Source organism: Azospirillum lipoferum (genome assembly GCF_024170005.1).
Taxonomy (GTDB): domain Bacteria; phylum Pseudomonadota; class Alphaproteobacteria; order Azospirillales; family Azospirillaceae; genus Azospirillum; species Azospirillum lipoferum.
Genome location: NZ_JALJXJ010000002.1, coordinates 381,956 through 395,903, shown reverse-complemented (window position 1 = coordinate 395,903; position 13,948 = coordinate 381,956). Strand labels below are relative to the sequence as shown.

Below are 13,948 nucleotides of genomic sequence, written 5' to 3'. Positions count from 1 at the left end.
CTTGCGGCGATCGCCTGTTCAGGGGGAATCGGGGAAGTCGGTTCGGGCGATGTGCAGGTTTGGCTCCATGCCCTCATGCAACAAACGCAGGATGACCACACGCGGGGAGCCAGCGGGCAGATGCTCCACTGCATAGTAGAGCGTGTGCGCGGCCGCTCCACGCCTGCCAGCTGCGTTCTCCAGGTGGAACGCCCGGAGGCCGGGCACAATGCCGCCTCTGTCCCAGGAACCGCCACGGCCGGGTTCGGTCGCGACCATCTTGACCGCAGTGGCGATCAGGCCTTTGTAGATCTGCCGCTGGTGCGTGCCGAACTGCTCTCTTGTTTCCTTCAGGATCGCCCTGAAGTCCTGTTTCGCCGCGTCGGTGACGCGATAAGCGCCCAAGGCTCAGTCCTCGATTTCATCGAGGATCTCGTCGATGGGGCGGTCGTCAAGACGACCGGCCTTCCAATCGTCGATTCCGACCATAACGGCGCGCCGGAGCATCTCCTGCCGCTCGTGCTCAGCGGCCCGTTCCCGGTGGAGCAGGCGAAGTGCATCACGCACCACCTCGCTTTGCGATGAGTACCCGCCGCTCGCGACTTCCTGCTCGACGAAGGAGGCCAGCTTCTCGGGCAGGCTGATGTTCATCGTCGGCATTTCATCCTCCTCGTTGCCATCCTCGTCTGAGGATTGGAAGCATGGCAAAGTTTGTCACGGCAGCGCGGTCTTTGCCAAGTTCAGCCTGACACCACAGCCGGGGATGCGACAGTTCTGTGTAGGAGCTGAGGCTTTTGCTGGCCCCTTCCGCTGCCCTGCAACCCCGGCAGGGATTTCCTGCCCCGAACGGTTGGGGTGGGCAGAAGATGCCGGTCAGGTGGGAAAGAGGCTCCACCTCCGCCCGGTGATCCGACGGCGCAATCCGCCGGAAATGCATAAAATGCTTGTTATCTGCGGGACGCGGCGGGTTGGCACAGTGGTTGCTTGGAGGAAGGCGAAGTGTTCCGACCTTCATCTGAGGAGCCGACCCCATGAACGCCATCGTCGCCGCCCTGGACCTGAAGCATCACGCCGCCGACCGTTTCGACAGGCAGGCCGATTGGTCGCCTGTTGCGCTGGCCTCGCGCGTCGGGCTTCTGCGGGGGACTGAGCGCCAGACGCTGGACGAGACGATCGCGCTGCTCGCCGAGGCGAAAGACACGATCGCCGAGCTGCAGGAGCGCATCGCCTACCTGGAAAGCCTGACGATGACCGACGAGCTGACCGGCCTGCTGAACCGGCGCGGTTTCTACAGCCACTTCCGCCGCGAACTGGCCTCGGCCCGGCGTAGCGGTGCCGCCGGCGGGCTGCTGGTCATGATCGACCTGGACGGCTTCAAGGCGATCAACGACACCCACGGCCATGTCGCCGGCGATGCCTATCTGCGGCAGGTGGCGCGGATGATCGTCGGCAATGTCCGGCAGGAGGACGTGGTCGCCCGGCTCGGCGGTGACGAGTTCGCCGTGCTGCTGACCAACACCGACACCGCCAGCGGCCTTGCCCGTGCCCGCCAGCTGGCCGCCATCGCCGACGCCACCCATGTGGAATGGGGCGGCGAGAGCCTGCCGGTCCGCTTCTCCGTCGGCACCCAGCCCTATGGCGCCGAAGACAGCGAGGACGAGGTGATGCGCCGTGCCGACGCCATGATGTATGGCGCCAAGGGAGCCCGCCGCCGTGATGCCAAGCGCAAGGCGAAGCGGGCGGCCTGAGGCTCCCGGCCTTCGCCCACTGGTCATCGCCCTTCGGAGATTGCTGCTCGCGACAACCGAACGCCGCCCGCGCCCGCCGCGGGCGGTTTTTCGTTTGCCGACAGGGTGATCGCAGCCCGATAAGGAGCGCAGGCAGCGCTCCGCTAACGACTATTTAACCGTCGCGACCTAATCAGAAAGGGGGTATACCGGATCTGCGGTACCGCGACCGCGCCTTCGGCCTGACGGCCGGGGTGACGCGTCAGCGGTGCGGAGTTGCGGCATTGGGCAGTGTGAACAGGCAGCGTGAACGCGGGGGTCACACCCAGGGAGGATGCATGTCAGCGGAGCCGTGCGGTCCATTGGCGACCGGTGGTAAGCCGACCAAGACCGTCCTCATCGTCGAGGACAACGAGCTGAACATGAAGCTCTTTCATGACCTGCTCGAAGCACACGGCTATGGCACGCTGCAGACCCGTGAAGGCATGGAGGCGATGCGGCTGGCGCGCCTGCACCGTCCCGACCTGATCCTGATGGACATCCAGCTTCCCGAAGTGTCGGGACTGGAGGTCACCCGCTGGATCAAGGACGATCCCGAGTTGAAGTGCATCCCGGTCGTCGCCGTCACAGCCTTCGCCATGAAGGGCGACGAAGAGAAAATCCGGCAGGGCGGTTGCGAGGATTATGTGGCCAAGCCCATATCGGTCGTAAAGTTCCTCGAAACGGTCAAGAAGTTTCTCGGCTAAGTCGCTTTCGTCTGTGCCAATTCTGCAGGATTTCCCTTCCGATGTCCGCGCGTGTCCTTGTCGTCGATGACGTTCTGCCCAATGTGAAGCTGCTCGCGGCGAAGCTGACGCGCGAATACTTCAACGTGCTGACCGCCTTCAACGGACCCGACGCGCTGGAGATGGTGCGGAAGGAATCGCCGGACATCGTCCTGCTGGACGTCATGATGCCGGGCATGGACGGGTTCGAGGTGTGCGAGAGGATCCGCTCCGATCCCGCCACCATGCACATCCCGGTTGTGATGGTCACGGCGCTGTCGGACATCGCCGACCGTGTCCGCGGGCTGGAGGCCGGAGCCGACGATTTCCTGACCAAGCCGGTGAACGACATCGCGCTGTTCGCGCGCGTCCGCTCGCTGGTGCGGCTGAAGATGATGATGGACGAATGGCGCCTGCGCGAAAGCACGTCGGGCCAGTTCGGCGTCATCGAGCGCAGCGGCACCATGCTGAGCGAATCCTTCGAGCGCGCCAATGTGCTGGTGCTGGAGGACTCCGCCCTCGACCTGGAAAAGGTGACGGAGACGCTGGAGCGCGACCACAACACGGTGTTCTCGGCCGACACCGGCGCCAAGGCGCTGGAACGCGCGCTGGGCACGCCGCTCGATCTGGTGGCGGTCAGCCTGACCCTGCTGAACGAGGACGGGCTGCGGCTCTGTTCGCAGTTGCGCTCGCACGAGCGCACGCGGCAGGTGCCGATCCTGCTGATGGTGGACGAAGGCGACCTGGGGCAGGTGGCGAAGGGGCTGGAACTCGGCGCAAACGATTACGTCGTCAAGCCGGTCGACCGGAACGAGTTGCTGGCCCGCGCCCGCACCCAGATCCGGCGCAAGCGCTATCAGGAACGGCTGCGCTCCAATTACGAGCAAAGCCTGTCGATGGCGCTGACCGACAGCCTGACCGGCGTCTTCAACCGCCGCTACGTCAACGCCCATCTGCCGCGGCTGCTGGAACGCGCCATCGACAGCCACAAGCCGGTGTCGGTGCTGATGTTCGACATCGACCATTTCAAGGTGGTCAACGACACCTACGGCCATGCCATCGGCGACGAGGTGCTGCGCGAGGTCTCCGCCCGTGCCAGCCGCAACCTGCGCACCTTCGACCTCGTCGCCCGCCTGGGCGGCGAGGAGTTCATCGTCATCCTGCCGGACACCGATGGGGAAGCGGCGCTGATCGTCGCCGAGCGCCTGCGCTCGCGCATCGCCGACACCCCCTTCGCCGTGTCGGCCGACCGCGGCGAGATCAACGTGACGGTGTCGATCGGCATTTCCATCGGCGGACGTCTGGGTGACACCGCCGAAGGGCTGGTCCGCCGCGCCGACGAGGCGCTGTACGAAGCCAAGCGGTCGGGGCGCAACTGTGTCATCGCCGACGCCCGCGCCGACCAGCTGGAGGGGTAGGGGAAACGGTACATCCGCACCCCTTTTTCGTTCCCTTGTCCTCCGTGCTGCGCCGCACCATCTGGCAAAGCCATTCCTTTCCACCGGCATCCATGGGGATCCGATGCTCGCCACCGCCAGCGGCGCCATCACCCATCTGGGCAGCAGCAGCCTTCTCGTTCCGCTTTCCGCCCTCTATGCGACTGCGCTGTGGCGGCACCATTCGGCGCCGCTGGCGCTGCGCTGGCTGCTGGCCCTGTCGCTGTGCCTGGGTGCCATGGTGGTGCTGAAGCTGGTGGGGCACGGCTGCGGCCTGCCGGACTTTCCGTTGTTTCCGTCGCTGTTCGCCGGCGACCGCTTCATCAGCCCCAGCGGTCACGCCGCCTTCTCCGCCGTCTTCTACGGGTCGGTGGCGGCGCTGGCCGCGCGCAATGCCGAATCGCGCTGGCTGCGCGTCGGGCTGCCGCTGGCGGCGGTGGCGCTGGTGCTGGCCATCGGCGCCTCGCGCGTTGCGGTCTCCGCCCATTCGGGGGCGGAGGTGGTGGCCGGGCTGATGATCGGCGGCCTGTCGGCCCTGCTGTTCCTGTGGAGCAGCCGCAAGGACGGCGCCCCGCGCCTGCGCCCGTCGCCCTGGCTTGCGGGGGCGATGGCGCTGGGACTGGCCCTGCTGGTCCATGCCGGCGACCCGTCCTTTGTCGAGGGCACCATCCGCTGGGCCGCCCATCAGCTCGGCAGCGGCGCCGGCCTGTGCGAGTTGGCCGGCCGCATCTTCCCCGGCGCCCGCGGATAAGTCACCAACCGGGGTGAAGCTGGCGGCGTCCTGTGTTATGACGGACGGCCGCGCCCGGTTCCGCCTGTGCGGCGCCGTTCACGCCAACGCTTAAGCCAAAGGCTTGCGCCGTGCCGCGCAACGCCCTATACCGACGCCCTGTTTCCGTTCCGTTCCCGCTCTGGCCTGGTCACCTCCGCACAGCATGTCGCTCTTCGATGCCTTGCCGCGTGGCCCCTCATCGGGTGGCGCCGCCGTCCCCTTCGGTCAGGAGGACCTGACGCGCGTCTTCGATGCCAAGACGTTGCAGCGCGGCCGCACGCTGATGATGACGGGTGCCGTGACGCTTGGTCCTGCCGGCGGCGACCGGATCGAGGCGGAGGTCAGCGACCTCGGCCGCCGGCTGACGGTGACGGTGACGCCGGTGCAGGGCAAGCGCGGCGTGGTTCTCGACCGGAGCTGTTCCTGTGGCCGCAACGCCTGCGCCCATATGGCAGCGGCGGCGATGCTGGCGCTGGAAAGCCGGCCGGAATGGCGCCGCGCCTCGTTGTTCGATGTCGCCGACGTGAAGGCGCCGCTGGCACCGCCCCCACCCCCTCCGCCGGTTCCGGTCGCGTTTACGCCGAGCCTGCCGACACCGCCCGCACTGCCTGCGCCCAAGCCGCCGCTGACCCTGGTCCGTCCGCCGGTCCCGCCGCCGATCCGCAGCGTGGCGCCGCCACCGCCACCCCCTCCGGCGCCAAAGCCGGAGGGGGTGCGCAGCCTGCGCTGGATTCTGGAGCCGGGGCAGGGCGATATCGCCTGCTATATCCTGGCGGAGTTCGTGGCCGAAGGTTCGACCGACAGCAGCCCCGCCACGCCGCGCGACGTGCTGGCCAAGGCGCCGCGCTCGCTGGACGGTGACGCCGACCGTGCCATCGCCCGGCTGCTCGGCGGCGGCGGCACCGAACGCACCCCTGTCGCCAAGAGCCGGGGCGAGGCGGTGGACCGCCTGCTGCGCCGTCTGCTCTCCACCGGCCGGCTGCGCTGGCGCGACGGTACCCCGCTGGCCGAGGCGCCGGGCCGCACCGTCCGCACCTTCCGCGACCCCGCCACCCGCAAGCTGCGCCCGACCGGCCTGCCCGAACGCAGCGTTCTGGTGAAGGGCCAGTCCTATTGGTGCGTCGACAGCGCCACCGGCACCGTTTTCCCGGTCGACCTCCAGGTGGTGGAGGTGCCGAAGGCCAAGCCGGTCCCGGCCGCTCCGCCACCGCCGCCGGTTCCGTCGAAGGCCAATCCGTCCCGTCTGTTCGGCCCGTCGCGCGGTGGTGTGGCGTCGATGCCGCGCATCACTCCGCCGCCTCCATCCATCGCCACCTCCAGCTTCCGCGACAACGCCATTCCCGGCGTGCGCAGCGGGGCGGCCGACGCCGCCGCTATCCTCGACCGTTCTCCCCGCATCATCGCCCGCCTCGGCCGCGTGGTGACGCCGGCCGACGGGCTGGTCGATGTGCTCCGCCTGTCCTTCGACTATGGCGAACCGGGCCGCGCGGTGGAGATCGAACCCGACGACCAGCGCCAGTTCGCCCGTTACGAGGATGATTTCGGCGACGTCACCTTCGTCCGCCGCGACAAGGCCGACGAGCAGGCGGCGCTGGACCGGCTGTCCGGCCTCGGTTTCGCCCAGGCGCGGATCGAGCCGCCGAAGGGTGCCTTGAACGCCCGCGGTTCCCGCGTCCATTGGCTGACCGGCCGCGACGTCGAGGAGCGCTGGCAGCATTTCCTGACCAACGAGATTCCTGCCCTGACCAAGGCCGGCTGGATCGTCGAGGTCGGCGCCGATTTCGGCACCAAGGTGATCGAGCCGGGTGCCGAAGTGGAGGTCGCCGTCCGCGATGCCGGCGACGGCTGGTTCGACCTGGATGTCGGCGTCGAGATCGACGGCGAGCGCCAGCCGCTGCTGCCGATCCTGGCCCGGCTGGTGGAGAAGGGCGGCCTGTCGAGCACCAGGATCATCGACGGCCGCGCCCACATCGTTCTCGACGACGGCAACGTCCTGGCCCTGCCGGCCGAGCGCATCGAGCGGCTGCTTAGCGTTCTCGAAGCCATGCTGGACAGCGGGCGCAGCAGCGGCGACCGGCTGAAGGTGCCGCTGGCCGAGGCCGATTCGCTGCTGGACATCGACGACCTGATCGCCCGGCGCGGCGACGAGACGGCGCAGATCGACGGCTATCTCCAGCGTCTGCGCGCCGACGAGATGCCGGGCGACATGACCCCGCCGCCGGGCTTCAAGGGTGAGCTGCGCGATTACCAGCGTGCCGGTCTCGCCTGGATGCAGAGCCTGCGCGCCAACGGCGTCGCCGGCATCCTGGCCGACGACATGGGCCTCGGCAAGACCGCCCAGACGCTGGCCCACATCGCCATGGAAGAGCATGAGGGCCGGCTGACCGAACCCTGCATGGTGGTGGTGCCGACCAGCCTCGTGCCCAACTGGGTGGCGGAGGCGGAGCGTTTCACCCCGCATCTGCGCGTCGTCGTGCTGCACGGCGTCGACCGCCATGGCAGGCTGTCGGAGCTTGACCGCGCCCACATCGTCGTCACCACCTATGGCGTGGTGGCGCGCGACCTCGACCTGCTGAAGCGGCTGACCTGGCACATGATCGTGCTGGACGAGGCCCAGGCAATCAAGAATCCCGACGGCAAGGCGACCCGCGCGGTGTCGGCTCTGCCGGCGCGGCACCGGCTCTGCCTGTCCGGTACGCCGGTGGAGAACAACCTGGGTGAGCTGTGGAGCCAGTTCGCCTTCCTGATGCCGGGCCTGCTGGGCGACCGCAAGGATTTCGGCAAGCGCTACCGCGTGCCGATCGAGAAGCGCGGCGACAACACCCGCGCCAACCTGCTGATGCGCCGCATCCGCCCCTTCCTGCTCCGCCGCACCAAGGAGGCGGTGGCGAAGGAACTGCCGCCGAAGACCGAGGTGGTGGTGCGCATCGACCTGGAACGCGACCAGCGCGACCTCTACGAGACCATCCGCCTGTCGGTGAACGAGACGGTGCGCGCGGCGCTGGCCGCCAGCGGCAAGGGGCTGGGCCAGAACGCCATCGCGGTGATCGACGCGCTGTTGAAGCTGCGGCAGGTCTGCTGCGACCCGCGCCTGCTGAAATCCATCGCCGCGCTGGGCGGCAAGGCGCGGCCAAGCGCCAAGCTGCACGCCCTGACCGAGATGGTGAAGGAGATGGTGCCGGAAGGCCGGCGTATCCTGATCTTCTCGCAATTCACCACCATGCTCGACCTGATCAAGCTGGAGCTGGAGAAGGCCGCCATCCCCTATGTCGAGCTGACCGGCCGCACGCTGGACCGTGCCGAGCCGGTGAACCGCTTCCAGAACCGCGAGGTCCCGGTCTTCCTCATCAGCCTGAAGGCCGGCGGCCGCGGCCTGAACCTGACCGCCGCCGACACGGTGATCCACTATGATCCCTGGTGGAACCCGGCCGCCGAGGATCAGGCGACCGACCGCGCCTATCGCATCGGCCAGGACAAGCCGGTCTTCGTCTACAAGCTGATCGCCGCCAACACGGTGGAGGAACGCATCCTCGACCTCCAGCGCCGCAAGGGCAGCCTGTCCGCCGCCACCATCGAAGGCAAGGGGCTGGTCAGTGCGCTCGACGGTGGCGATATCGACTATCTGCTCGGTGATGGCGACGAGGAGTAGGACGCGGTGTTCCCTCTCCCGCCGGTTTGCGTCGCCGTCATTAAAATCTACTTCATAAGAAGACTTTAAGCGCCTTCTCACAAAAATCCCTGTTGAAATCCTTTCCCGCCTGTCGTCTCATTCTCCCTGCCTTGCAGGTTCCCCGTGTTGCCCGCAGGCTTTGCGCGTTAAGCTGCCCGCGGTGCGCAACCAAAATCAGCAAGCCGAAGACGCACGGGAGGACAACAAGCATGAGCGCCGCAGTCACCACCCACGACCCCCATGCCCCGCTGGTCCTGCGCGAGGACCGCGACGGGGTCGCCACGCTGACGCTGAACCGGCCGAAGGCGCGCAACGCGCTGTCGGTGGCGCTGATGGCGTCGTTGCAGGACGCGCTGGACGCCATCGACGAGGATCGGAGCGTGCGCGCCGTGGTGCTGACCGGGGCCGGCGGGGTGTTCTGTGCCGGGCACGATCTGAAGGAGATGCGCGCCGCCCCGTCGCGGGAGCTGTACGAGGCGCTGTTCACCCAGTGCTCGCGCCTGATGCTGACGATCAACCGCATCCGTCAGCCGGTGATCGCCAAGGTCCGCGGCGTGGCGACCGCTGCCGGTTGCCAACTGGTGGCGACCTGCGACCTCGCCTATTGCGAGGAGGACGCGCGCTTCGCGACTCCGGGCGTCAATATCGGCCTGTTCTGCTCGACGCCGATGGTGGCGCTGACCCGCGCGGTCGGGCGCAAGGCGGCGATGGAGATGCTGCTGCTGGGCGACCTGATCGATGCGGAGGAGGCGGAGCGCATCGGCCTCGTCAACCGCGCGGTGCCCGCCGACCAGCTGGACGAGGTGGTGGCCGGCGTCGCCGCCAGGATCGCCTCCAAGTCGCCGCTGACGCTGGCCACCGGCAAGGAGGCCTTCTACCGCCAGATCGATCTGGACGTGGAAGGCGCCTATGCCTACGCCGCCCGGGTAATGACCGAGAACATGATGGCGCGGGACGCCACCGAGGGCATCGACGCCTTCCTGGGCAAGCGCAAGCCGGTCTGGTGCGGCCAATGAGCGAGTTCAAGATCACCGAGCCGGCCGACTACACCGATGCCTTCCTGCGCGGCGTTCTGGAAAGCGTGAAGAGCGTCGCCGTCGTCGGCGCCAGCGCCGATCCGGTGAAGGCCAGCTTCTTCGTGATGAAGTACCTGCGCGACAAGGGCTATCGCGTCATTCCGGTCAACCCGAAGATGGCCGGTCAGACCATCCTCGGCCTGCCCGTCTACGCCAGCCTGAAGGATCTGCCGGAGCCGCCGGACATGGTGGACATCTTCCGCAACGCCGCCGCTGCCGGCGGGGTGACGGACGAGGCGATCGCGGTGGGGGCGAAGGTGGTGTGGATGCAGCTCGGCGTCCGCAACGACGAGGCGGCGGCAAGGGCCCGGGCGGCCGGCCTGACAATGGTGATGGACCGCTGTCCGAAGATGGAAATCCAGCGCCTCTACGGCGAGATCGGCCGGATCGGGGTCAATTCCAACGTGCTGGTGACGCGCCGCATGGCGCCGACGAAATCGTTCAAGAAACTGATCTGAAAAATTGGGGGAATCACACAGATGACTGAGCAGAAGAGCTTCGGCTTCGAGACCCGCGCCATCCATGCCGGCGCCGCTCCCGACCCGGCGACCGGCGCCCGCCAGACGCCGATCTACCAGACCACCAGCTTCGTCTTCGAGGATGTCGACGATGCCGCCTCGCTGTTCAACCTGCAGAAGGTCGGCTTCATCTATTCCCGCCTGACCAATCCGACGGTGGCGGTGCTGGAGGAGCGGCTCGCCAACCTGGAAGGCGGCGCCGGTGCCACCGCGACCTCGTCCGGCCATGCCGCCCAGCTGCTCGCCCTGTTCCCGCTGATGGCGCCCGGCGACCACATCGTCGCGTCGAAGAAGCTCTATGGCGGCTCGCTGAACCAGCTCGGCATCAGCTTCCCGCGCGCCTTCGGCTGGGAACCCAGCTTCGTCGACACGGACGACGTGAACAACGTCAAGGCGGCGCTGACCGAGAAGACCAAGGCGATCTTCGTCGAGAGCCTCGCCAACCCCGGCGGCGTGGTGACCGACATCGAGGCAATCGCGAAGATCGCCGACGAGGCCGGCATCCCGCTGATCGTCGACAACACGCTGGCGACGCCCTACCTGATCAATCCGATCCAGTGGGGCGCCACGCTGGTGGTGCATTCGACCACCAAGTTCCTGTCCGGCAACGGCACCTCGGTCGGCGGCGTGGTGGTCGACAGCGGCAAGTTCGACTGGAGCAAGTCGGGCAAGTTCCCGGCGCTCAGCGAGCCCGATCCCGGCTATCACGGCCTGCGCTTCCACGAGACCTTCGGCCATCTGGCCTTCACCATCCACGGCCATGCCGTCGGCCTGCGCGACCTGGGGCCGAGCCAGGCGCCGATGAACGCCTTCCTGACGCTGAACGGTATCGAAACCCTGCCGCTGCGCATGCAGCGCCATGCGGACAGCGCGCTGAAGGTGGCACAGTTCCTGGAAAGCCATCCGGCGGTGAGCTGGGTCAGCTATGCCGGACTCGAATCGTCGAAGTACCATGCGCTGGCGCAGAAGTACCTGCCGCGCGGCGCCGGTGCGGTGCTGACCTTCGGCGTCAAGGGCGGCTTCGAGGCCGGCGTGAAGGTGGTGGAGAGCGTGGAGCTGTTCAGCCACCTCGCCAACATTGGCGACGCACGCTCGCTGATCATCCACCCGTCCTCGACCACCCACCGCCAGCTCTCGGCGGAGGCCCAGGCCTCGGCCGGCGCCGGCCCCGACGTGATCCGCCTGTCGATCGGGCTGGAAACGCCGGAAGACATTATCGCCGACCTCGATCAGGCGCTGAACAAGACGGTTGCGTAAGGTCCAGGAAGTCGGCGGCGGGTCACTCCGCCGCCGGCACCGGCTCCGCCACCACGTCGGCCTTCCTGCGGTCGTCCGGCAGCAGGAGGGCGGCGGCGAAGGCCAGGGCGGCCAGCACCGACAGGGTCAGGTAGAGCAGGGTGAACTCGCCGGTACGCTCATAGACCCAGGCGACCAGCTGAACCGCCAGCGGGCCGGCGCCGAAGGACAGGATGTATTTGGCGCCGAAGGCCAGCCCGCGGTGCTTGTCCGGGGTGTAGCGGGCCAGCAGCATGTTTTCCGCCGGGATCTGCGTCTGCGAGGCGATGACGACCAGCGCCGCGGCAGCCACCAGCGGCAGGTCAACCAGGACGGCCACCGCCGCCATCAGCGGGATCTGGGCCAGCAGGCAGAGCATGTAGACCCGCTTCAGCGAATGACGGTCGGCCAGCACGCCGCCGATCATCTGCGGCAGGGCGGAGATCAGGTAGACCGCCGTCACCAGCCCGCCGACGCCCAGCGTGCCGCTGCCGAGCCAGCCACCCAGCCGCGCCTCGAACAGCTTGGGCAGCACCACCTGCATGGCGTTGAAGATCAGCCCGGCACAGACCATGGTCAGCGACAGCACGAAGAAGGCGCGCACCACATCGCCGCGCGACGGCTTGGGCTGCGGCTTCACGTCGGCATGGCGGTCCTGAACCACGCCGGTCACCATCAGCAGCGTCAGCGCCACGCCCAGCACGAGGCAGATCGCACCGGGGATGATGAAGGCCATGCGCCAGTTCAGCCACTGCGTCAGGCTGCCGGCGACCACCGCGGCGGTGGCGACGCCGAAGGTGCCGAACAGGCCGAGCCAGCCCATCGCCTTGCCGCGGTTCTCGGCATTGGCCATCATCCAGGCCATGCCGACGGGGTGGTAGATCGAGGCCCCCAGCCCCAGCAGGGCCAGCGACCACATCAGCATCGTCGGCCCGTCAGACAGCCCGGCCAGAACCGCCCCGGCGCCGGTCATCAGGTAGAAGACGGCGATCATGCCGGCCGAACTCCAGCGGTCGCCGAGCCAGCCGGCCAGCGGCGCCCCCAGTCCGATCATGAAGGCGCCCAGCGTCCACAGCCGGATCAGCTCGTCATAGGACAGCTTCCATTCCGTCTCCAGCGCCAGCACGATGGTCAGGAACAGCGCCGAGACGATGTGCATCAGCGAATGCCCGACCCAGGCGAAACCGACGGACAGGCGGGCCGAGGTCGGCGACGGCAGAGTGGCGGATGGATGGCTCATCGAACGTCTCCGGCCCCGCACCCGTCCGGATTGGGGAATGTTTCACAGGCAAGCGAACGCCAAGGCTGGCACGGGATGGTTGAACCGTCCAATGCACCCGCCTCATGGCGGACATGCCCGTGACGGCCCGGAGTCAGTCCTGCACGTTCCCGCGCATCTTCTTCACCTCCGACCGCTTGGCTTTCCCCTCCAGCCGGCGCTCCTTGGATCCCTTGGTCGGCTTGGTCGGACGGCGGGGCGGCGGGGGAGGGGCGGCGGCTTCGCGGATCAGGTCGATCAGGCGCTCGCGCGCGTCCTCGCGGTTGCGCATCTGCGAGCGGTAACGGTCGGCCACCAGGATCAGCACGCCGTCCTGGGTCAGGCGGGAACCGGCCAGCCGCTCCAGCCGATAGCGCACCGGGTCGGGCAGGTTGGGGGAGCGGCGCACGTCGAAGCGCAGCTGGACCGCCGTCTCGGTCTTGTTGACGTGCTGGCCGCCGGGGCCGGAGGCGCGGACGAACTCCTCCTGCAACTCGCTTTCGTCCAGGCTGATGCGGGGATTGACCCGGATCATGCCGGACTCTCAAGTGGGTTACGGGCGCGGAAGGCGCGGGCCAGCGCGGCGAAGCCGGCGACGTCGATCTCCTCCGCCCGCGCCGTCGGGGCGATGCCGGTCTCCTCCAGCAGCGCTTCGGCATTGCCCAGCGACTTCAGGCTCTGGCGCAGCATCTTGCGGCGTTGCCCGAAGGCGGCGGCGGTGACCTGCTCCAGCGCGCGCCAGTCGGCCGGCTCCGGGTTGGCCCGCGGCGTCAAGTGGACCACCGTCGATTCGACCTTCGGCGGCGGGGTGAAGGCGCGCGGCGGCAGGTTGAACAGCACGCGGGCGTCGGAGCGCCACTGCGTGATCACCGAGAGCCGGCCATAGGCCTTGCTGCCCGGCTTTGCCACCAGCCGGTCGGCGACCTCCTTCTGGAACATCAGCGTCAGGCTGACATAGGCCTCGATCCGCGCCAGCCAGCCGAGCAGGAGCGGTGTCGCCACATTGTAGGGCAGGTTGGCGACGATGGCGCGCGGGGCGGGCGCCAACTCCTCCGGATCGACGGTCAGGGCGTCGGCCTCGACGATCGACAGCCGGCCCTGCGAGGCCTCGATCACGTCCTGCAACGCCTCGATGAAGCGGCGGTCGCGTTCGATGGCGATGACCTTCACCGCGTTCGTCGCCAGCAGCGCGCGGGTCAGGCCGCCGGGACCGGGGCCGACCTCGATCGCTGTGGTGCCGGCCGGCAGGTTGGCCGACCGTGCGATCCGCCCCGTCAGGTTCAGGTCGAGCAGGAAGTTCTGACCCAGCGACTTGCGCGCCTCCAGCCCGAAGCGCGCGATCACGTCGCGCAGCGGCGGCAGGGCGTGCGGGTCGAAGGCGGCGGGGGCAGATGTGGACGGGGCGGGGGCGGAGATCGGGTCGGTCATCCCCGACTTATAGGCATCCCCCGCCCGCTTCACCAGACGGCAGTT

13 protein-coding genes are annotated in these 13,948 nt (G+C 68.2%); 8 read left to right on the top strand and 5 right to left on the bottom strand.

The features are described from left to right. Window positions 1-18 precede the first annotated feature (18 nt). Complete coding sequence (locus tag J2848_RS05745) at window positions 19-384, bottom strand: type II toxin-antitoxin system RelE/ParE family toxin (RefSeq protein ID WP_149230058.1); 366 nt, start codon at window positions 382-384, stop codon at window positions 19-21. A 3-nt stretch (window positions 385-387) separates the two neighbouring features. Beyond that, window positions 388-639: a type II toxin-antitoxin system ParD family antitoxin gene (locus tag J2848_RS05740; RefSeq protein WP_149230059.1), complete on the bottom strand. Its 252-nt coding sequence runs from the start codon at window positions 637-639 to the stop codon at window positions 388-390. Window positions 640-1,010: 371 nt separating this feature from the next. Between J2848_RS05740 and J2848_RS05735 the strand changes: the two genes are divergently transcribed. The 8 genes from J2848_RS05735 to J2848_RS05700 all read left to right on the top strand — a co-directional run bounded on the left by J2848_RS05735 (window position 1,011) and on the right by J2848_RS05700 (window position 11,199). Continuing rightward, window positions 1,011-1,727, top strand: a complete 717-nt coding sequence (locus J2848_RS05735) for a GGDEF domain-containing protein (RefSeq protein ID WP_149230060.1) — start codon at window positions 1,011-1,013, stop codon at window positions 1,725-1,727. A gap of 317 nt (window positions 1,728-2,044) precedes the next feature. Beyond that, on the top strand, window positions 2,045-2,452 hold the full coding sequence (locus J2848_RS05730; RefSeq protein WP_149230061.1) for a response regulator: 408 nt from the start codon (window positions 2,045-2,047) through the stop codon (window positions 2,450-2,452). A gap of 41 nt (window positions 2,453-2,493) precedes the next feature. Beyond that, window positions 2,494-3,888, top strand: a complete 1,395-nt coding sequence (locus tag J2848_RS05725; protein ID WP_149230062.1) for a PleD family two-component system response regulator — start codon at window positions 2,494-2,496, stop codon at window positions 3,886-3,888. 103 nt (window positions 3,889-3,991) lie between these two features. Then, window positions 3,992-4,657, top strand: coding sequence for a phosphatase PAP2 family protein (locus tag J2848_RS05720; RefSeq protein ID WP_149230063.1), 666 nt, complete (start codon window positions 3,992-3,994; stop codon window positions 4,655-4,657). Window positions 4,658-4,841: 184 nt separating this feature from the next. Then, the gene (locus J2848_RS05715) at window positions 4,842-8,327 is read left to right on the top strand and encodes a DEAD/DEAH box helicase (protein WP_149230064.1); all 3,486 of its coding nucleotides are present in this window, start codon (window positions 4,842-4,844) and stop codon (window positions 8,325-8,327) included. 230 nt (window positions 8,328-8,557) lie between these two features. Then, window positions 8,558-9,364 (top strand): enoyl-CoA hydratase, encoded by an 807-nt coding sequence (locus J2848_RS05710; protein WP_149230065.1) that lies wholly within the window; start codon window positions 8,558-8,560, stop codon window positions 9,362-9,364. Further along, the gene (locus J2848_RS05705; protein ID WP_149230066.1) at window positions 9,361-9,882 is read left to right on the top strand and encodes a CoA-binding protein; all 522 of its coding nucleotides are present in this window, start codon (window positions 9,361-9,363) and stop codon (window positions 9,880-9,882) included. Before J2848_RS05710 ends, J2848_RS05705 begins: the two co-directional genes overlap by 4 nt. A 21-nt stretch (window positions 9,883-9,903) precedes the next feature. Next, window positions 9,904-11,199, top strand: a complete 1,296-nt coding sequence (locus J2848_RS05700; protein ID WP_149230067.1) for an O-acetylhomoserine aminocarboxypropyltransferase — start codon at window positions 9,904-9,906, stop codon at window positions 11,197-11,199. 22 nt (window positions 11,200-11,221) lie between these two features. Here the strand turns inward: J2848_RS05700 and J2848_RS05695 are convergent, their stop codons facing one another. The 3 genes from J2848_RS05695 to rsmA all read right to left on the bottom strand — a co-directional run bounded on the left by J2848_RS05695 (window position 11,222) and on the right by rsmA (window position 13,903). Further along, the gene (locus J2848_RS05695) at window positions 11,222-12,457 is read right to left on the bottom strand and encodes an MFS transporter (RefSeq protein ID WP_149230068.1); all 1,236 of its coding nucleotides are present in this window, start codon (window positions 12,455-12,457) and stop codon (window positions 11,222-11,224) included. A gap of 133 nt (window positions 12,458-12,590) precedes the next feature. Further along, window positions 12,591-13,010, bottom strand: a complete 420-nt coding sequence (gene arfB / locus J2848_RS05690) for an alternative ribosome rescue aminoacyl-tRNA hydrolase ArfB (RefSeq protein ID WP_149230069.1) — start codon at window positions 13,008-13,010, stop codon at window positions 12,591-12,593. Beyond that, window positions 13,007-13,903: a 16S rRNA (adenine(1518)-N(6)/adenine(1519)-N(6))-dimethyltransferase RsmA gene (rsmA, locus tag J2848_RS05685; protein WP_149230070.1), complete on the bottom strand. Its 897-nt coding sequence runs from the start codon at window positions 13,901-13,903 to the stop codon at window positions 13,007-13,009. Before rsmA ends, arfB begins: the two co-directional genes overlap by 4 nt. Window positions 13,904-13,948: the final 45 nt, after the last annotated feature.

Coding starts and splice junctions, on each gene's coding strand:
- J2848_RS05720 (WP_149230063.1), top strand. CDS start 3,992: ATGCTCGCCACCGCCAGCGGCGCCATCACCCATCTGGGCAGCAGCAGC.
- J2848_RS05725 (WP_149230062.1), top strand. CDS start 2,494: ATGTCCGCGCGTGTCCTTGTCGTCGATGACGTTCTGCCCAATGTGAAG.
- J2848_RS05700 (WP_149230067.1), top strand. CDS start 9,904: ATGACTGAGCAGAAGAGCTTCGGCTTCGAGACCCGCGCCATCCATGCC.
- J2848_RS05705 (WP_149230066.1), top strand. CDS start 9,361: ATGAGCGAGTTCAAGATCACCGAGCCGGCCGACTACACCGATGCCTTC.
- arfB (WP_149230069.1), bottom strand. CDS start 13,010: ATGATCCGGGTCAATCCCCGCATCAGCCTGGACGAAAGCGAGTTGCAG.
- rsmA (WP_149230070.1), bottom strand. CDS start 13,903: ATGACCGACCCGATCTCCGCCCCCGCCCCGTCCACATCTGCCCCCGCC.
- J2848_RS05695 (WP_149230068.1), bottom strand. CDS start 12,457: ATGAGCCATCCATCCGCCACTCTGCCGTCGCCGACCTCGGCCCGCCTG.
- J2848_RS05710 (WP_149230065.1), top strand. CDS start 8,558: ATGAGCGCCGCAGTCACCACCCACGACCCCCATGCCCCGCTGGTCCTG.
- J2848_RS05735 (WP_149230060.1), top strand. CDS start 1,011: ATGAACGCCATCGTCGCCGCCCTGGACCTGAAGCATCACGCCGCCGAC.
- J2848_RS05715 (WP_149230064.1), top strand. CDS start 4,842: ATGTCGCTCTTCGATGCCTTGCCGCGTGGCCCCTCATCGGGTGGCGCC.
- J2848_RS05740 (WP_149230059.1), bottom strand. CDS start 639: ATGCCGACGATGAACATCAGCCTGCCCGAGAAGCTGGCCTCCTTCGTC.
- J2848_RS05730 (WP_149230061.1), top strand. CDS start 2,045: ATGTCAGCGGAGCCGTGCGGTCCATTGGCGACCGGTGGTAAGCCGACC.